This window comes from Luteibacter sp. NPDC104163 (assembly GCF_055584245.1).
Window position 1 is genome coordinate 35,108 of record NZ_JBVJMK010000019.1, and the last position, 17,431, is coordinate 52,538.

The 17,431-nt window shown below is 68.0% G+C and carries 15 protein-coding genes; 5 read left to right on the top strand and 10 right to left on the bottom strand.

What is annotated here, in order from left to right:
- Positions 1-39 precede the first annotated feature (39 nt).
- From pdeM to ACZ6YI_RS18465, 5 genes are all read right to left on the bottom strand, one after another.
- Positions 40-699 carry a ligase-associated DNA damage response endonuclease PdeM gene (pdeM, locus tag ACZ6YI_RS18445; RefSeq protein WP_465779931.1) on the bottom strand — a complete coding sequence of 220 codons (660 nt, stop codon included), beginning with the start codon at positions 697-699 and terminating at the stop codon, positions 40-42.
- Positions 696-3,146, bottom strand: coding sequence for a ligase-associated DNA damage response DEXH box helicase (locus ACZ6YI_RS18450; protein WP_465779932.1), 2,451 nt, complete (start codon positions 3,144-3,146; stop codon positions 696-698). Before ACZ6YI_RS18450 ends, pdeM begins: the two co-directional genes overlap by 4 nt.
- Positions 3,091-4,686, bottom strand: a complete 1,596-nt coding sequence (locus ACZ6YI_RS18455; protein WP_465779933.1) for an ATP-dependent DNA ligase — start codon at positions 4,684-4,686, stop codon at positions 3,091-3,093. Before ACZ6YI_RS18455 ends, ACZ6YI_RS18450 begins: the two co-directional genes overlap by 56 nt.
- Positions 4,686-5,705 (bottom strand): ligase-associated DNA damage response exonuclease, encoded by a 1,020-nt coding sequence (locus ACZ6YI_RS18460; RefSeq protein WP_465779934.1) that lies wholly within the window; start codon positions 5,703-5,705, stop codon positions 4,686-4,688. The genes ACZ6YI_RS18455 and ACZ6YI_RS18460 overlap by 1 nt, the downstream gene beginning before the upstream one ends.
- Positions 5,706-5,855: 150 nt before the next feature.
- Positions 5,856-7,625 (bottom strand): ABC transporter transmembrane domain-containing protein, encoded by a 1,770-nt coding sequence (locus ACZ6YI_RS18465; protein ID WP_465779979.1) that lies wholly within the window; start codon positions 7,623-7,625, stop codon positions 5,856-5,858.
- Between the two features lie 231 nt (positions 7,626-7,856).
- Here ACZ6YI_RS18465 and ACZ6YI_RS18470 point away from each other — a divergent pair, with 231 nt between their 5' ends.
- The 4 genes from ACZ6YI_RS18470 to ACZ6YI_RS18485 all read left to right on the top strand — a co-directional run bounded on the left by ACZ6YI_RS18470 (position 7,857) and on the right by ACZ6YI_RS18485 (position 10,794).
- Positions 7,857-8,294, top strand: coding sequence for a hypothetical protein (locus ACZ6YI_RS18470; RefSeq protein ID WP_465779935.1), 438 nt, complete (start codon positions 7,857-7,859; stop codon positions 8,292-8,294).
- Positions 8,295-8,351: 57 nt separating this feature from the next.
- Positions 8,352-8,795: a hypothetical protein gene (locus ACZ6YI_RS18475; RefSeq protein ID WP_465779936.1), complete on the top strand. Its 444-nt coding sequence runs from the start codon at positions 8,352-8,354 to the stop codon at positions 8,793-8,795.
- Positions 8,796-8,891: 96 nt separating this feature from the next.
- Positions 8,892-10,418, top strand: a complete 1,527-nt coding sequence (locus ACZ6YI_RS18480) for an alpha/beta hydrolase (protein ID WP_465779937.1) — start codon at positions 8,892-8,894, stop codon at positions 10,416-10,418.
- A gap of 154 nt (positions 10,419-10,572) precedes the next feature.
- Positions 10,573-10,794, top strand: coding sequence for a hypothetical protein (locus ACZ6YI_RS18485; RefSeq protein ID WP_465779938.1), 222 nt, complete (start codon positions 10,573-10,575; stop codon positions 10,792-10,794).
- An 86-nt stretch (positions 10,795-10,880) separates the two neighbouring features.
- Here the strand turns inward: ACZ6YI_RS18485 and ACZ6YI_RS18490 are convergent, their stop codons facing one another.
- The 5 genes from ACZ6YI_RS18490 to ACZ6YI_RS18510 are packed head-to-tail and all read right to left on the bottom strand — an operon-like array spanning position 10,881 to position 16,449.
- Positions 10,881-11,480, bottom strand: a complete 600-nt coding sequence (locus ACZ6YI_RS18490) for an IMPACT family protein (RefSeq protein ID WP_465779939.1) — start codon at positions 11,478-11,480, stop codon at positions 10,881-10,883.
- Complete coding sequence (locus ACZ6YI_RS18495) at positions 11,477-12,442, bottom strand: hypothetical protein (RefSeq protein WP_465779940.1); 966 nt, start codon at positions 12,440-12,442, stop codon at positions 11,477-11,479. The genes ACZ6YI_RS18490 and ACZ6YI_RS18495 overlap by 4 nt, the downstream gene beginning before the upstream one ends.
- Before the next feature lie 16 nt (positions 12,443-12,458).
- Complete coding sequence (locus ACZ6YI_RS18500; RefSeq protein ID WP_440326239.1) at positions 12,459-13,010, bottom strand: RNA polymerase sigma factor; 552 nt, start codon at positions 13,008-13,010, stop codon at positions 12,459-12,461.
- 44 nt (positions 13,011-13,054) lie between these two features.
- The gene (locus ACZ6YI_RS18505) at positions 13,055-14,896 is read right to left on the bottom strand and encodes a vWA domain-containing protein (RefSeq protein WP_465779941.1); all 1,842 of its coding nucleotides are present in this window, start codon (positions 14,894-14,896) and stop codon (positions 13,055-13,057) included.
- Positions 14,897-14,952: 56 nt separating this feature from the next.
- Positions 14,953-16,449 carry a GGDEF domain-containing protein gene (locus ACZ6YI_RS18510; RefSeq protein ID WP_465779942.1) on the bottom strand — a complete coding sequence of 499 codons (1,497 nt, stop codon included), beginning with the start codon at positions 16,447-16,449 and terminating at the stop codon, positions 14,953-14,955.
- Between the two features lie 188 nt (positions 16,450-16,637).
- On the opposite strand from ACZ6YI_RS18510, the gene ACZ6YI_RS18515 reads away from it, so the two are divergent.
- Complete coding sequence (locus ACZ6YI_RS18515) at positions 16,638-17,378, top strand: hypothetical protein (protein ID WP_465779943.1); 741 nt, start codon at positions 16,638-16,640, stop codon at positions 17,376-17,378.
- Positions 17,379-17,431 lie beyond the last annotated feature (53 nt).

The following is a 17,431-nucleotide window of genomic DNA, read 5'->3' on the forward strand; positions in this document are numbered from 1 at the left end:
TGGTGGTGTTGTTGTGGTTGCAAGTATGCCATCGCGACGTTATCGCGTTGTTGCACCGCGCGTAGGAATAACACCTGCAGGCGTGACGGCGAATATCTGCCGTCCTTGTAAGGCGACTACCTCATGCAGGCCAGTTAGTGTCCCGAACGCGGGCAGCATCCCGACGTCGCGATCGAACACGAAAGCGGGGAGCCGGTGTTTGCGCCATCCGTCGCGCACCACCGCGCCAGGATGCACATGGCCCGCGAGCACGTAGCCCTCGGCGTGCGCATGCGGGTGATGCGACAGCACGAACGGCGGCATCGCGAGCCGGTCCGGCTGCACCGTGATGCCGAGCGATGCGACGTCGAAGTGGCGGTCGTGATTACCTGCGACCAGCACCATGTCGATCGCAGCATGCTGCTGGCGCCACGCTCGTACATCCTCCACCCATGCACTGCGCGCGGTCGCCGCGCCGTGGACGAGGTCCCCGAGGATGACCAGCCGTTCGGGGGCAAAGGCGGCGAAGAGTGCATCGAGCCGGCGCAGGTCGTCGTCGGTATCGCCGCTCGGCACCGCGATGCCGGCGCGACGGAACACGGCGCCCTTGCCGAAGTGCACGTCGGAGACCAGCAGGGTGCCGCGTGCGGCCCAGTAAAGGGCGCGCTCGACATGCATCGTCAGCGTTTCGCCGGCGATCGCTACGTCACGCGTATTCATGCGGCACCGGCCTCCAGCGTCGCGAGCATGCGTTCCACGCGCGATTTCCAGTCATCGGTGGCAATGCCGCCACGCAGGCGCTCGACCCATAGCGGAAACGCAAGCGGGCTAAGCCGCTTCGGCTCGCGCCAGAGCAGGCGCGAGCGCGCGATGCGCAGCAGGCACGCGCGCAGCCGGGTGAAATCGAGCTGCTGGTCGAGCACCTCGCGCTCGGCCTGCCACAGCAACGGGTGCTCCGGATCGTGGCGGCGCAGTACGTCGAAGAGCAGGCCGCTCGATGCCTGCAACTGCCGCAAGGTCTTGGCCTGCGCCGGGTAACCGTTGAAGACCAGGCCGGCGACGCGCGCGATCTCGCGGAACTGGCGCCGGGCCAGTTCGGAGAGGTTCACGCTCGCGCGGATGTCCCTGCGCAGGCCCGCGGGGTGCAGGAGCATGCGCATCGTTTCGGCATCGAGCGCCGGCATGCGCGCGGCGGTGATCGTCAGGCCGTAATCGTTCACGGCATAACCATAGTCACCCGGCTGGATGCGCGCGAGCCGCCAGGCGAGGACGGCAGCCAGACCTTCGTGAGCCAGCCGGCCGGCGAAAGGGAACACGAAGAGGTAATCGCCCTCGCGGGTGCGCGTGCGTTCGCAGAGGGTCTCATCGAGCGCGGGCACCGCCGATTGTGCGTTTTGGATCGCCAGCAGCGGTGCGAGCGCCCGCATCTCGCGGCTGCGCGGGTCCGGCTCGGCAAGGGTGCGGCGGAGCTCATCGGAGAGTTCGCCCGACAACGGCATGCGGCCTCCCATCCAGCGTGGCACGCCACCACGGCGGTTTGGCGCGGCGCGCACGTATGCGGTCATCTCGCGCACGCGCACCAGCTCGAGGTTGCGGCCGGCGAAGAGGAAGCGGTCGCCCGGGCGCAGCCGGGACACGAAGCTTTCTTCGACCGTACCGAGCCGCGCTCCCTTCATGTAGCGCACCTGCAGCGTGCCGTCCGAGGTGATGGTGCCGATCGAGAGCCGGTGCATGCGCGCGACGCGTCCGCTTTCGACCACGTAGCGACCGTCGGCAGGTACGAGCTTGTGGTATTCGGGATAGCTTGCGAGGGCGGTGCCGCCGGTGCACAGATAAGCGAGCACGGCATCGAACCGGTCGCGCGGCAGTTGGGCGTACGCCAGTGACGAGGTCACTTCGGCATACGCCTCGTCGGCGGTGAATCCGCCGCCCAGCGCCATCGTCATCAGGTGCTGGGCAAGGACGTCCAGGCAACCGCGCATGGGGTGGCGCGGTTCCAGGTGACCTTCGTCGAGGGCACGCCGCGCCGCGTCGACTTCGGCAAGCTCGAGAAGGTGGGTCGGCACGCACAGGATCCGCGAGGGCAGGCCGGGACGGTGTCCGCTACGTCCCGCGCGCTGGAGCAGGCGGGCCACGCTCTTGGGGCTGCCGACCTGGATCACCCGTTCGACACTCGAAAAATCCACGCCGAGATCGAGGCTGGAGGTGGCGACCACGCAGCGCAGCGTGCCGACGCGCAAGCCCTCCTCGGTCGCGAAACGCAGCTTGGGATCGATCGAGCCATGGTGCAGGGCCAGCGTCTCCGGCGCCTCCGGCCACACGGAGGCGAGCGCTTCATGCCAGAGCTCGGCCTGCGAGCGCGTGTTGGCGAAGACCAGGCTGCTGCGCGCCTCGAGCACGGCTTTCAACACACGCGGCAGCTGGGTGAGGCCGAGGTGGCCGGCCCACGGGAAGCGCTCACCACCCTCGGGCACCGCGGTATCGATGATGGTTTTCTTTTTCGACGCGGCGCCAACCAGCACGCCATCACCGGCGAGCGCACGCATCGCTTCGTCCAGGTTGCCCAATGTCGCGGAGAGCCCCCAGATGCGAGCTTGCGGATGCCAACGGCGCAGCCGGGTGAGGCCTAGCTGAAGGAGGGTGCCGCGCTTATTGCCGACCAGCTCGTGCCACTCGTCAACGACGACCCCGCGGAGTGATGCGAAGCGTTCGCGGGCATCGGGGTAGCTGAGCAGCAGCGCGAGGCTTTCCGGCGTCGTTACCAGCAACTCGCAGGCGCCGCGCCGTAGCCGCGCGCGTTCGGCGCTACCGCTGTCACCGGTCCGGCGCAGGACGCGCCACGGCAGTTGCATTGCCTCGACCGCAGCGGTGAGGTGCTGGGTCGTATCCGTCGCCAGCGAACGTAAGGGTGTGATCCAGAGCAGGCGCAGGCCCGTGCCGGGGTTAAGCACGCCGTCGATCAGCGGCCCGCCCGCGGCGGCGAGGGTCTTGCCCGTGCCCGTGGGCGCATGCACGAGGCCATGCCGGCCCTCTGCCCAGTGTTTCCATGCGGCGCGCTGGAACGGCGCCGGCCGGCGCTCCTGGGCGGTGAACCACGCCACCAGGCGCGCTTCAGCCCGACGCCAGGCGGCGGAGGTCGTCGAGGCGGTCGGCATCTTTGATCGCAAGGTCGGTTCGCCAGCGGAGGATGCGCGGGAAGCGCACCGCCACGCCGGCCTTGTGGCGGCCCGAAGCCTGGATGGCTTCGAAGGCGAGTTCGAATACGTGGGTTGGCGTGACCGAGCGCACCGGACCGAAGCGGTCGATGGTGTTGGCGCGGATCCAGCGGTCGAGGCGGCCGATCTCGGCATCATCCAGGCCGGAGTAGGCCTTGGCGACCGGCACCAGCGTTTCGCCTTCCCACACGCCGAAGGTGTAATCGGTGAAAAGCCCGGAGCGCCGGCCATGGCCGGGCTGCGCATAGAGCAGCACGGCGTCGATCGTGTACGGGTCCACCTTCCACTTCCACCAGTCACCACGCTTGCGCCCGACGCGGTACGGCGAATCGAGCCGCTTGAGCATCAGTCCCTCGGTGCGACGCTCGCGGGACTCGCCGCGAAGGGCGGTGAGGTCATCCCAGCTCGACGCGGGCACGGTGGGCGAAAGCATGAAGGTGGGGCCAAGCCCGTCGAGCAGCGTGGCCAGTTGTTCGCGGCGCGCTTTCAGCGGCACCTCGCGCAGGTCGTGGCCGTCGAACTCGAGCAGGTCGTACGCCATCAGCCGCACCGGCGTTTCCGCCAGCAGCTTCGGCCCGGGTTTCAGCTTGCCGATGCGCTTCTGCAGCGACGCGAACGGCAGCGGGTGGGCTTCATCCATCGCCCACGCGAGGATCTCGCCGTCGATCACGCAGCCGTCGGGCAAGGATTGCGCCGCGCTTTCCAGTTCGGGGAAGCGTCCGTCGAGGCGCTCCTCGCCGCGTGACCACAGGATGGCGCTGTCGCCGCGTCGCATCAGCTGCGCGCGAATGCCATCCCACTTCCACTCGGCGATCCAGTCGTTGACGGGGCCGAGCGTCTCGATCGCGTGTTCGAGTGGCGAAGCCAGGAAGAACGGGTAGGGCCTTTCACCCGCGTGTTCGTCGGCGCGCTCAGGACCCGCCAGATCGCGAAATGCCTCCGCGGAAGGTTTCCACGTGCCGCTAAGGCGGTGGGCGATGAGGTCGGTGGGTAGCGTCGTCCATTGCGCGATGGCCTGCACGACGAGGCGGTGCGACACGCCGACGCGGAGCGAGCCGGTGAGCAGCTTGTTGACGAGGAAGACCTGGTCAGCCGGGAGCTCACGCCACCATTCGCGCAGCGTGTCCATCCGCTCGGCAGGCTCCAGCCGCGACAGCGAGGGCAGGCGGGCTTCCATCCACACGTGCAGGGGCGTGTCGGTGCCTTCCGCCGCCTGGCGCGGAAGCATGAGTGCGATGGTTTCGGCGAGGTCGCCGACGTGGGCATAACTGTCGTCGATCAGCCAGTCGGCGTAGCCGGTCTCCGCGGCGAGTGCGGAACGGAGTTCCGTCGATGAGGCCGTGCGCCTTAGCTTGCCGCCACCCAGTACGTAGACGGCCCACGCGGCGTCCTCGGCCGGTGCCTCGGCGAAGTAGGCGGCCATGGCCTCGCGCTTGGCGCTGGTGGACGCCGTGCGATCCAGCGCGTCGTAGAGGGCGGCGAAGCGGCGCATCAGTCGCCTTCCTTGCTGGCGCGCACGTCGGGCATCTGGCCGAGTGAACGCAGGGCCCGCGCATCGTGGCCGCGTTCGCGCAGGTAGCGGATCAACGCTTCGCCATCACCGTGGGTCACGTAGATGCGCTTCGCGCCGCAGTCTTCCACGCTGCGGATCAGCCCGGGCCAGTCGGCATGGTCGGAGACGATGAAGCCGCGATCGTAGCCGCGCCGGCGCCGCGCACCGCGTACCTGCATCCATCCGGAGGCGAAGCCCGTCGAGGCCTTCGAGAAGCGCTTCATCCACGGTGCACCGGCTGCCGATGGTGGTGCGAGGATGAGCTCACCGGCGAAGTCCCGGCCCTTGGCGGTCTCGCTCACGGCTTCGGTGGGCACCATGCGCACGCCAGCCTCGCGGTAGTCCTCGACCAGGCGAACCATGGCGCCATGGAGGTACACCGTCCGCTCGGTACGCGTGGCGAGCTCCGCGAGGATGCGCTGGGCCTTGCCGAGCGCATAGCAGAACAGCACAGCGGGGATGCCGCGGCGCGCGCAGTCGTCCCACCAGGCCATCAGGTCGTCGATGACCTCACTCATCGGTGGCCAGCGATAGATCGGGAGGCCGAAGGTCGATTCGGTTACGAACACATCGCAGGGCACGGGCTCGAAGGGCACGCAGGTCGGGTCGGGGTCGCGCTTGTAATCGCCCGAGACCACCGCGACCTTGCCGCAGCCCTCGATGCGTACCTGCGCGGCGCCGAGCACGTGCCCGGATGGGTGCAGGCTCAGCACGGTTTCGCCCAGGGTGAACTTCTCGCCATAGTCATAGGCGCGGATCGTCGCCGTCGCACCCAACCGCTCGCGCATCAGCGACGCCCCGGCGCTCGCCACGTGATACAGCGCGCTGCCCGCGCGCGCATGGTCGCCGTGCGCGTGCGTCACCACCGCCCGCGCGACGGGGAGCATCGGGTCGATGAAGAAATCACCCGCGGGGCAGTAGAGGCCTTCCGGACGGGGAAGCAGGAGGTCGCTGTCCATGCGCTGACGCTAGGCGGCGGGGCGTCAAGGGCGTGGCAAGGGCGCGGCTTGGCATCACCCCACCCCAATCGCGCGCAAGCGCGCTCCCACAAGAGCTGTGCCCATGGGCGGGAGCCGAGCCCTTGTGGGAGCGCGCTTGCGCGCGATGGCTCAGGCCACGAACTGCAGCCTGGCGAGTTCCGCATAAAGCCCACCCTCGGCCAGCAACTGCTCGTGCGTGCCCTGCGCCACGATCCGCCCGGCTTCCATCACCACGATCCGGTCGGCACGCTGCACGGTCGCCAGGCGGTGGGCGATGACCAGCGTGGTGCGGCCCTTCTCCAGCCGCTCCAGCGCCTGCTGGATCGCCGCTTCGGATTGCGCGTCCAGCGCCGAGGTCGCCTCATCGAGCAGCAGCAGCGGCGCATCGCGCAGGATCGCGCGGGCGATGGCGATACGCTGCTTCTGCCCGCCGGAGAGGCGCACGCCGCGTTCGCCTAGCGCCGCGTCGTAGCCCTCGGGCAGCGCGGAGAGAAAGCCATCGGCCTCGGCCAGCCGCGCTGCCTCACGCACTTCCTCGTCCGACGCGTCCTCGCGGCCGAAGCGGATGTTGTTCGCCGCGCTGCCGCCAAAGATGATCGTCTCCTGCGGCACCAGCGCGATCGAGCCGCGCAGGTCGGGCAGGGCGAGTGCCTTGAGGTCCACGCCGTCGAAACGGATGGCACCCGATTTCGGATCGTGGAAGCGCAGCAGCAGGCTGAAGACCGTGCTCTTGCCTGCACCGGAGGGCCCGACGAGGGCCACGGTTTCACCCGGCGCGATATCCAGCGTGAAGTCCGACAGCGCGGCGACATCCGGCCGTGACGGGTAGCGGAATTCCACATGGTCGAAATGCAGCGAGCCCGTCACCGGTACCGGCAGCGGCTCGGGCGCTTCTGGCGTGCGGATGACCGGTTCCTCGGCGAACAGTTCGCCGATGCGCTCCATGGCACCCGCGGCGCTCAGTACATCGCCCCAGACCTCGGAGAGACCGGCCACGGATCCGGCCGCGAAGATCGCATACAGGACGAACTGGCTGAGCACGCCGGGCTCGAGCGTGCCGGCGATCACGTCGCGGGCGCCACTCCACAGCACCAGCGTGATCGCGCCGAAGATCAGCACGATGACGGCGGCAGTCAGCAGCGAGCGCATGCCGATGCGGCGGCGGGCCGTGGCGAGGGCGAGGGCGATGGCATCGGCGTAACGGCGGCTTTCGATCGGCTCGCGGTTGTACGCCTTGACGGCCTGCGCGGCATTGAGCGTTTCGTTGGCGATGGCGGCCGCATCGGCGATGCGGTCCTGGCTATGCCGCGACAGCTTCTGCACGCGACGGCCGAAGATGAGGATCGGCAGCATCACCGCCGGGATCACCAGCGCCGTGAGGCCGGCAAGATGCGGGCTGGTCCAGGCCATGGCCACTGCGGAACCGATCAGCATCACCGCGCTGCGCAGCGCCACCGAGATACCCGAACCCACGAGGGTCTGCACGACCTCGGTATCCGTGCCGAGGCGCGAGGTGAGCTCACCGACGCGGGTGCTTTCGTAGAAGCCGACGTCCAGGGCGATCACATGGCGATACAGGGCCGAGCGCAGCGACGCCAGCGAACGCTCGCCGAGCAGCGCGATGCAGTAGTAGCGGCCGGCGGTGGCGACGGCGAGCACCACCGCCACCCCGAACAGGGCCAGGAAGGTGCCATTGATGGTGGCCACGTTCGAGGCCAGGAAGCCACGATCGATGATGTGGCGGATCGCCGGGGGCAGGGCGAGGGAGGCACCCGAGGAGAGGGCCAGGAACACCAGCCAGCCCGCGACCAGGCCCTTGTGCGGCCGCATGAACGGCCAGAGGTTGCGCAGCGCGCCGATATTCCGTGATTTCGCCCTGCGTTCGCCGCTCATTCCCATTCCCGCCACCAGACCATTCCGAGACGGATGGGGCCGGGGAGTGCAGTATTCAATCCACACGTTTCGGGTGCTATCCTCCCACCCGTCGGAACAGGGGGCATGGAAGCGCCGACACGCACCGGATGCGGGCGAAAGGGGCTTCCAGCAGTCAGCGCGCAGCGAACGGGGTTCGCGCGTGTCGCCGTGTGTCCCTTGCCACGGCAGACCCTGGGTCTTCAAAGGAACTGATCCGTGCGCGCCTCACTTTACCTGGTCGCTCTTCTTGGCTTGTCCGTGTCCATGCCGGGCCTCGCCGCCAATGCCTATAGCAAAGCCTCGTCCAAGGTCGCCGATAGCTGGCTCGGCCATGATGCGAGCGAGCTGCTCGTCCAATGGCCCGTCGATCGTGGCTTCACCTCCTACGAGGTGGGCAAGACGGGCGAGATGGCGTACGAGTACAACTTCGGCAGCGAAGCGTATTCGTATGACTCCCAGAACACGCAGGCGGTCGGGCAGATGAACAACACGCTCATCCTGCAGACCACCTACGAACACCACGACGTCGATGCCCAGCATCACTGCACAGTGGTGTTCTATGCGAATGCCGACGGCATCATCAGCCGTTACGAGTACGACGGCGTGAAGTGCGCGCCGTACATCAGCAGCTGGGGCAAACCCAAGGGCAGCTGAGCCACGCCCGCGCCCGGCGTGCGGGCGCAATCCCTCCCACGATCTCGCAGGTGATCTATGAAATGGATGCTCGCCGCCGCGCTGGCGGTTACTTCGCTTGTCCCCTTCGCTAATAGCCATGCCCAGTCGGGTGTGCGCCACGGCACCATCGTCGACATGAAGCCGATCGATAACCGCGGCGATGATGAGAGTGAACAGCACAAGCAGGGCAAGCAGAGAGGCAATGTCCTCGGTGGCCTGTTCGGCATGGTCGCCGCCAACAAGACGGAGAGTCCGATTGCGGCAAGGGTGGTGGCGAATGGCTCGCAGGACATGGGCTCGCGGATCGGTGGCGCCGTGGCGGGTGAAGGCCCGGCCGCGCACTACATGGTCAAGGTGAAGACGGACGACGGTAAGACCCTGGCGCTGGTCCAGACGGGCAAGGGCGTGGAAGGCCTGAGCGTCGGCAGCAAGGTGTCGGTCACCGGTACGGGCTCCGCCACGGAGCTGGCCGCCGAGTAAGCAGGCCCTGCTGCACTGTTCAATCCATGGTGCCCGCTTGTAGGCTGCGGGCACCTTGGATCAGGGCCACCGCTGCGGTGGCCGGGAGCGGCTGGCATGCGGGCTCTGTTCGGTTGGGGTGGCCTGAGGGTCGTCATGGGCGCGGTCCTGTTACTGGGGATTCCAGCCGTGGCCGTGCATGCCGCTGCGAAGCCGCCGGCAGAGGCCCGGCGCATCGTCATCGAAAAGGCGTCGACCACGATGGCCGATGGCAAGGTCCTCGCCTACGAGATCGGCACGCTCTACGTACCCGAAAATCGCCGTGACCCGCATAGTCGCCTCATCGGGGTGGGCTTTGCCCGCATCCGTGCGCCGAAACCGACCGGAGCACCACCCGTGTTCTGGCTGCCGGGTGGTCCCGGCCTCAGTGTGCTCGACAGTTTCACCGCGAAGACCGAATCGGCGCAGTCGCGGCTGCGTGCGTGGACAGCGTTTGGCGCCGTGGGCGATCTGGTGATCGTCGAGCAGCGCGGGTACACCGCGCGTGGTGAATTCCTGCGCGAAACGAGCGATGCGTTGCCGCTCGACCGGCCGACGACGCCGGACGCCGATGCACAGGCCATGCGCGCGCTCGCGAAGCGTGCCGTCGCCGCGCATCCGGGCGTGGATCTCTCCGGCTACACGATCGAAGCGTTCGCCGCCGATGTGGATGATCTGCGTCAGGCGCTGGGCTATCCGAAGATCAGCCTGTTCGGCGGCAGCTTTGGCTCGCAGTGGTCGCTGGCGGTGATTCGCTTCCATTCCGACAGCGTCGCGCGTGCGGTGCTTTCTTCCGTGGAGCCGCTGGATGGCGGGTTCGACGTGCCCTCGCATGTCTACGCCGCGCTCCAGCGCATAGCGTTCGACGCCGACCGTGCGCCGGAGCTGAAGCCGTACCTGCCGCCGGGCGGCATGCGCGAGGTCATCGCCACGCTGCACGATCGCTTCGAGACGAAGACGGTTTCGGTGCAGGTCACCGGGGCGGACGGCAAGAAGCAAACCGTCGTGCTGGGCAAAGGTGACCTGCAGCAGGCGCTGCTATCGCATTCGCAGGATGCCGACGAGTGGCCGGCGTGGGTCCTGGCTATCTACCACGGTCACTACGACGACTGGGCGCGCGAAAGTATTCACGACCGCGCAGCCAGTCCGGTCACGCTGATCGGACCGCTGGCGGACAGCAGCCTGGGCGCGACGCCCGAGCGTACGTACCTGCTGCGCACGGACCCGGTCGTGGACCTGCTGGGCCCATGGAACTTCGAAGCGAACTTCGATTCGGCCGCGGACTGGCCGACACCCGACATGGGCGACGATGTGAGGCGGCCACGCGTTACCGCCACGCCGATAGTGTTCGTGCATGGTGACTGGGATACCTCGACGCCGATAGAAAACTCCCTCGGGCTCCTGCCGTACTTCCCGAATGGGCATGTCATCAAGGTGCACCGTGCGGGCCATGATGGGCCGTTCTACCAGTTGCGCGAGAGCCCGGAAGCGAAGGCCGCTATCTACGAATTTCTCCGCTCGGGCAAGACCTCGGCGCTTCCCACGGACGCGACGTTGGCGACGCCCGAATTCCACGTGCCGGAGGTTGAAATCGCGCCGCCGTAGCAGCGAAAACATGCGGGTCCGCCGAAAGAAATTGCGAGTCTTCAGCCCGTCTGGATGTTGATGAACGCATGCCTTGCGGCGTCGCAAATTCTATTGACTCGTGTCTCCGGAACGGCGACGTTGTGGTCGCCCACCACGACACGGAGAACGTTTCATGACCACTCATATCGCCGCGCGCCCTCCCCAGCGTCGCACGCGTTTCGTCGGCCTGCTGATCCTGGGTGCCGCGTTCCTCGCGCCGTTCGCCGCCAACGCAGACAGCCACCGGCCGCCGCCGCACCACGTGACGCGCCACAAGGTGTGCAAGCCGCATCGCGTATATGACCATCACCACCACTACCACACCGTGCAGCAGTGCCATTGGGTTAACCGCTAAGCAAGGCTCGTTGTGGGAGCGCGCTTGCGCGCGATGGAACTGGCGGCAAGCACCCATCGCGCGCAAGCGCGCTCCCACGGGCGTTTTCAGGGATCCAGACGTTTAGGGACGATACGTCCACGCGTGGTATCGACAACCCGGGCGATGATGGCCGCGAGTTTGTCGATGGGTGCGGAGACGATGAGGTCCGCACCGTCTGTGACGAAGTCTTCTTTTTCGATGGTGCCGTCGAGCTCGCGGATGCGTGCGCTTACCAGCGCCAGGTCGGCGAACTCAACGCGTAGCGCGAGCCGTCCCGTGGCAATGATCGGTACGCGCGGCGCGAGGCGCAGGCATTCGGCGGCACTGCCGCCATAAGCACGCACGAGCCCGCCGGCGCCGAGCTTGATGCCGCCATACCAGCGGGTGACGACGACCGCGACCCGGTCGCAACCCTGGCCGTCGATGGCAGCGAGGATGGGGCGACCGGCAGTACCGCCGGGTTCGCCGTCGTCGTTGAAACGGTACGCATCGCCGATGCGGTAAGCCCAGCAGTTGTGCGTGGCGCCCGGGTCGCCGACGGCCTGGAAGAAGGCGAGCGCTTCGGCGGGCGTCGCCACCGGTGCGGCCTGCGCGATGAACCGGCTTTTCTTGATGTCTTCCTCGTGGCGGTACGGCGCGGCGAGGGTGTCCAGCTGGGTGCTCAACGTTTCAGGTCGCGGAGGTCTTGCGGTACGTCGTACGCAGGATACAGGCGGCGGAGTTCGGCGAGCTTGCGCAGCGCTTCCGCGCGCTGGCCGTTGTCGAGCAGGCGGCGGATTTCGCCGACGCGGTCGTCGGGGGCGAGGCCAGGTAACTGGGCCTTCGCGGCGGCGAAGCCCTGGATGGCCTCGGCGGGCATCGGGGCCGAGGCGACGCCTGCTCGTGGGGCGGGCGTCGGTGTCTCGTCGATGGCTGCCGGGGGCGCGGGTGCGGCCGCCGGTGCGGGCATGGGGGCTGCAGCGATGTCGGCGGGTGGCGCGGGTGGCGCGGGTGGCGCGGGTGGTGCGGGTGGTGCAGGTGAGGCCGGTGGCGCCATCGGTGCCGCCGCGGGTGCGGGCATGGGCGCGGGCATCGGTTGCATCATCGGCTGCGCGATGGGCTTTGTTTCGCTTCGGGCCTCGAGGTGCTGGGGTTGGGGGCGTGCGGGGGTGGCGCGAACGGCGTCGCGCACAGGGTGCGCTCCTACAGTCGAGGCAGTGGTGTCGCGAGGTTGAATCGCGCGCGAGCGCGCTCCCACAGAAGGTGGGGCGGCGCGTTGGGATAACTCGAAGGTGGCGCCCGGAGTCGGCGCCGGTGCCGCAACAGGTGTCGATGGCGGTGCCGCAGCCGGTGCCGCAGCCGGTGCCGGAGCGGGTTCGGCGGCGGTGAGTGCGGCGGCTTTCTCAGCGATGGGATCGCGGATGGGGGTCTGCTGCATGTGCCAGCCGACGCCGACCGCGAGGACGAGGACGGCGGCGGAGCCGAGCGCGACGGGCCAGCGCGGGCGGCGGCGGACCGGCAGGCCGCGCGTCGCGGCGGCCAGCACGGCGGCGTCGAGCGCGGCGTCGGGCTCCGTCTTCGGCAGGCGGGCGTACAGCGCGGCGAGCTCGCGCTCGTCGGGCAGTTCGTCGTCGCTCGGGGGTGGCATGTTCGGATTCATATCGTCAGGCGAACCACTGCTTGATGCGTGCCATGGCATAGCGCAGGCGTGACTTGGCGGTTTCACGGCCCACGCCGGTGATGGCGGCGATGTCCTCCAGGGAGAGTTCGTACTCCATGCGCAACACGAACGCTTCGCGCTGGTCATCCGGCAGGCTGTCGATCGCCTGCTGCATGCGCCGGCGCAACTCGAATTCCGACAATGCATTCTCCGGCTGCTCGCGTTCCGGCGCCGGCTGGGCGGCAAAAACCGCCTCGGCCTCGTCGCTGCTGGCCAGTGGCTTCAGTTTGCGGAAGCCATCGATCGCGAGGTTGTGCGCGATCTGCAGCAGCCAGGTGCTGAACTTCGCTTCAGGCCGGTAGCGGTCGCGCGCCGCGATGACGCGCGCCCACGTTTCCTGGAACAGCTCGTCGGCCACGGCGCGGTCCTTCGCCGTCTTCAGCAGGAACCGGTACAGCGGCCCCTTGTGCCGTGCGTATAGCGTCCTGAACGCGGCCGCGTCTCCGCCCGCCCAGGCGAGCATCAGCGAGGCATCGTCGGCCAGGGGAGCATCCATGGCCGACGAGGTTACGGCATTAGCTGGCGTCATGGCAGCCCGGATCAGCGCGAGCCTTCAGCCACCGGCGTCTGCATCCCGCTCGCGAGGTCGGCCAGCCGGGCCAGGCCGGCACGGTAGCCGCCTTCATCCTTGCCCTGCGCCCCGCGGGCCAGCGCGGCGACCTTGTCGTAGCCGAAGCCCTCGCTGAACTTGCCGCCGCGCAGGTTATCGGCGAATGCAGCAACCGCGGCGGCGAAGCGCAGGCGATCGCTGGCGGTGCCGACGTTCGCGGACAACGGCTGTTCGATCAGCTGGCTCGCACCGCCTTCGGGTGCCTTGTAACGCAGGCGGAGGAAGGCCAGCTCATTGCCCTTCGCCGGTGCCGCTTCGGTGTTGCCGTAGCGTAGCGGATCCACCTGTGCGCCCTTCGCACCCTTCAGCGTGATCTCGTAGAGCGCGGTGACATTCGCGCCGGCGCCGATCTCGCCTGCATCGACCGCATCGTTGCTGAAGTCCTCGCGGGCGAGCATGCGCTTCTCGTAACCGATGAGGCGGTATTCCGCGACGACGCCCGGGTTGAACTCGACCTGGATCTTCACGTCCTTCGCGATCGTCATCAGCGTCGCCGACATCTCGTCGACCAGCACGCGGCGGCCTTCTTCGAGGCTGTCGATGTAATGGTGGCTGCCGTTGCCGGCGTCGGCGAGCGTTACCGCCATCTCGTCGTTGTAGTTGCCTTCGCCAAAGCCGAGCGTGGTCAGGGCGATGCCGCTGCGGCGCTTGTCGGCGATGCGGTCCTTCAGCTGCTGGACGCCGACCGTGCCGACATTGAAATCGCCATCGGTCGCCAGGATCACCCGGTTCACGCCGCCCTTGATGAAGCCTTTGGCAGCCTGCGCGTAAGCGAGGTCGATGCCCGCCGCGCCGTTGGTGGATCCACCGGCACCGAGCGCATCGATCGCCGCGTTGATCTTCGCGTGCTGGTCGCCGGCCGTCGCGGGCAGGGCGACGCAGGTGGCACCCGCGTAGGTCACGAGCGAGATGCGGTCCTGTGCGCGCAGCTTCGGCACGATCTGCTTCAGCGAGGCCTTGAGCAGGGGCAGTTTGTCAGGCGAGTTCATGGAGCCCGACACATCGACGAGGAACACGAGGTTGGCCGCGGGGATCTCGCTCGCCGGCACGCGGTAACCCTGGATGCCGACCAGCAGCAGCTGGCGGTCCGCGTCCCACGGCGACGGCGCGAACTCGGTCGTCACGCTGAAGGGACGCGAACGATCCTTCGGCGCGGCGTACCCATAGTTGAAATAGTTGATGAACTCCTCGCTGCGCACGGCATCGGCCGGCGGCAGCTGGCCTTCGTTCAACATATGGCGCACGTTGGTGTACGAGCCGGTGTCCACGTCGATGCTGAAGGTGGACACCGGGTCGGTCGCGGCCAGGTGCACCGGGTTGTCGTCACGATGCGCGTAGCGGCTGGTGTCGACGTCCTGCATGGGAAGCATCGCGACCCGGTAGGCAGGCTGCATCGCCACCTGCGGGGCCGGCGCGCTGCGTTTCGCCGCGAGATCGGCGGGTGGCGCGGGCGGCGCGGGCGGCGCCGGCGGAGCGGGAAGGGTGGCTTCCTGTGCGGCATAGCCTTGCATCGCGCCAGCCGCGGCGGGTGCGGCGACCGCCTTCTGCTGCGCGATCGGTCGGCCCGCGGGCACAGGCATGGGCATGGGCAACGGCGCCGGAGCCGGAGCGTAGCCGTACCCGATGGGCTGCGCATCAGTGCAGTTCACGCCTGCTTCGGGGACCGGCGCATAACCGACATGCCGGGCCTGCGGCGGCTCGGCTCCGGCAGCGCCCGCCGCGGCGACCAGGCCGGTGAAGAGCAGGGAGAGGGAAACGCGGATCGTGTTCATCGTGCATGGCCTCCTTGGGGTCATGACGATGAAACGTGGCTCCCTGGCAAACGGGGTTAACCGGCGCGCGCGGAGGGTTCCTGGCGGACCTCGCCCAGGCTGCCCGTGCGGTTCCTGCCGCTGTGCTTGGCCCGGTACAGCGCGCGGTCCGCGGCATTCAGCAGTTCCAGCGGGCCGCCCACGGTGCTCGGCTGGATCGCCGCGACACCTACGGTAATCGTGAGCACCCCGAACGGGCTGCGTGGGTGCACGATGGCCTGGGCTTCGACATGGGCGCGGAGGTCCTCGGCGAGCACCATGGCTTCCGCCAGGCGGGTACCGGGCGCCACCACGGCGAACTCCTCGCCGCCGAAGCGGGCCAGGAAATCGCCCGCACGCAGGCCGCGGGCCATCATCGTCGCCGCGAGCGCACGCAGGCAGTCGTCGCCGGCGAGGTGGCCGTAGCGGTCGTTGTATTCCTTGAAGTAATCGACATCGATCATCAGCAGCGCGATCGGCTCACGCTGGCCGGGGCGGTGCCATTCACGCAACAGGCGTTCATCCAGCGCGCGGCGGTTGGCCAGCCCGGTCAGGCTATCGACGAACACCAGGCCTTCGAGCTCGTCACGGCTGCGCGAGAGACGGAACTCTTCTTCCACCAGGTCCACCTGGGCCAGCGTGCCGCGCAGGCCGATACCGATGACCGCGGCGATCGCACCGGTGATGCCGAGCGACGGATACCCCGGGATCACCATCAGCCCGAAGCCGAGTACGCTCATCGCCAGGAAGGTCGGGCTGGCACTCTGCACGAACCGCACGAGGTAGACCGGCGGATGCCAGTGGCGCTGCGGCTTGCGTGAAAGCGTGGTGACGCACAGGGCGAGGAACGGGATATCGAGCAGGGCATCCCACGGCGAGTCGCCAAAATCGGGGTGGCCGCCCAGCGCGACGTAATGGTTGTAGAAGTAGCCGGAGATCGCGTAGCAGACGAAGAACGCCATGACCGCGCGGAAGAAATAGTGGTCATCCGCGCGATCGGTCGCGAGGAAGCGCAACAGCGCGGCGACCGCCAGGCAAAGGTTCTCGAAGTCGAGCATGTGCGCGACATCCACCGCCTGCTGCGGGCCCATCGCCCCTTCCACCGAGACGATGGAAAAGGTGCGCACGTAGAACAGCACGCCCAGGAGCGCCGCGAGGACCAGGTCGATCGACCGGGCCCACTTCTTGCGGGCGGCCACGGGCGCCGACGAGACGGCCACCAGCACCGGCAGCACGTACAGGATGTAGAAAAACATGCTGTCGCCGGGCGCCGGATTGGAGTTATCCATCACGTAGTTCTGCCGGGCGGACAACGACATGCCGACGGTCCACAGCACCAGGCTGGCCAGCAGCAGCCACCAGCGCGGATCCCGTGGCTCGCCCGAGCGGTGCCAGGCCAGCACGGTGCTGGACATCGCGGCCACCGCCACGGCGAAGAAAAAGCCGTACGAGATCGCCATGCCGCCAGCCGGGGTCAGCACCAGCGCGATCACGTGGACCGCGAGGATGGCCACCGCGGCAATGACGAGTTTCATGGCGCGCTTTTCCCCCTGCTTGCAACGCTATGGTCATATCGGCCGGCTCGACTGGAAGTTGAGCCTTGGCGTCAATATCTTACGTACGCTTTCTCGACAAATGTGAAGATGGTGCATGCGGGCTTGCCCCGTCACGCCAGCGCGACCATGCCCCGGCCACCCTCGGCCGGCACACAAGGATCCTTCCCGTGACCATGAAACGCCTGGTGCTCGCCCTGATCGGCGCCTGCCTTCCCGCTGCCCACGCCGCCGATCGTTTCGCCGGCGACGCCATGCCGCGCAATGGCGGCCCCGTGCTGTACCGCGAGATCCATTACGTGGATGGCCCGCGCCAGGTGGTCAGCTACCAATGCCCCGATGGGACGCCGTTCGCCCGGAAGCTGCTGCAGGCGGGCAGCGACCTCGCGCGCCCTGACATGACCTACGAGGACGCCCGTGAAGGCTTCCACGAAAGCGTGCGGGCCGTGGGCGACCGCCTGGAGATCCGGGTAAAGCGCCCGGGTGCCGATGAAGAGACCCGCACCATCGACGTGCCGAAGGGCGCCGTGATCGATGCCGGCTTCGACCCGTACATCCGCGCCCACTGGGACGCGCTGGATGTCGGTGTCTCGGTGCCGTACCTCGTCGCCAGCCGGTTCCGCTTCTACGACGTGAAGATCATGGGCGGGAAGGTGGCCCAGGGCCAGCGGCACCTGGCCATGAAACTGGATGCCTGGTATTCGTTCGCCGCCCCGACCATCGGGATGACCTATGGCGCGGACGATCGGCGGATCCTGCGTTACGAGGGGAAGGGCACCGTGCGCAACGCGAACGGCAAGAGTTCGGACGTGCGGATCGACTTCCCGGTGGCGGGCAGGGCCACGGGCCTGCCTTCGAGCACGCTCGATGACGTGCTGAAGGCGCCACTTGCGGGAAAGTGCGCCAGCTGACCGGCAGGACGCATGAATGTCCAATCCTGCCATCTGTGCCTGCGAGACATTTC

Bases quoted from the DNA above. Each gene is read 5' to 3' on its own strand.
- pdeM (WP_465779931.1), bottom strand. From the start codon at position 699: ATGAATACGCGTGACGTAGCGATCGCCGGCGAAACGCTGACGATGCAT.
- ACZ6YI_RS18455 (WP_465779933.1), bottom strand. From the start codon at position 4,686: ATGCGCCGCTTCGCCGCCCTCTACGACGCGCTGGATCGCACGGCGTCC.
- ACZ6YI_RS18460 (WP_465779934.1), bottom strand. From the start codon at position 5,705: ATGGACAGCGACCTCCTGCTTCCCCGTCCGGAAGGCCTCTACTGCCCC.
- ACZ6YI_RS18465 (WP_465779979.1), bottom strand. From the start codon at position 7,625: ATGGGAATGAGCGGCGAACGCAGGGCGAAATCACGGAATATCGGCGCG.
- ACZ6YI_RS18475 (WP_465779936.1), top strand. From the start codon at position 8,352: ATGAAATGGATGCTCGCCGCCGCGCTGGCGGTTACTTCGCTTGTCCCC.
- ACZ6YI_RS18480 (WP_465779937.1), top strand. From the start codon at position 8,892: ATGCGGGCTCTGTTCGGTTGGGGTGGCCTGAGGGTCGTCATGGGCGCG.
- ACZ6YI_RS18485 (WP_465779938.1), top strand. From the start codon at position 10,573: ATGACCACTCATATCGCCGCGCGCCCTCCCCAGCGTCGCACGCGTTTC.
- ACZ6YI_RS18495 (WP_465779940.1), bottom strand. From the start codon at position 12,442: ATGCCACCCCCGAGCGACGACGAACTGCCCGACGAGCGCGAGCTCGCC.
- ACZ6YI_RS18500 (WP_440326239.1), bottom strand. From the start codon at position 13,010: ATGGATGCTCCCCTGGCCGACGATGCCTCGCTGATGCTCGCCTGGGCG.
- ACZ6YI_RS18505 (WP_465779941.1), bottom strand. From the start codon at position 14,896: ATGAACACGATCCGCGTTTCCCTCTCCCTGCTCTTCACCGGCCTGGTC.
- ACZ6YI_RS18510 (WP_465779942.1), bottom strand. From the start codon at position 16,449: ATGAAACTCGTCATTGCCGCGGTGGCCATCCTCGCGGTCCACGTGATC.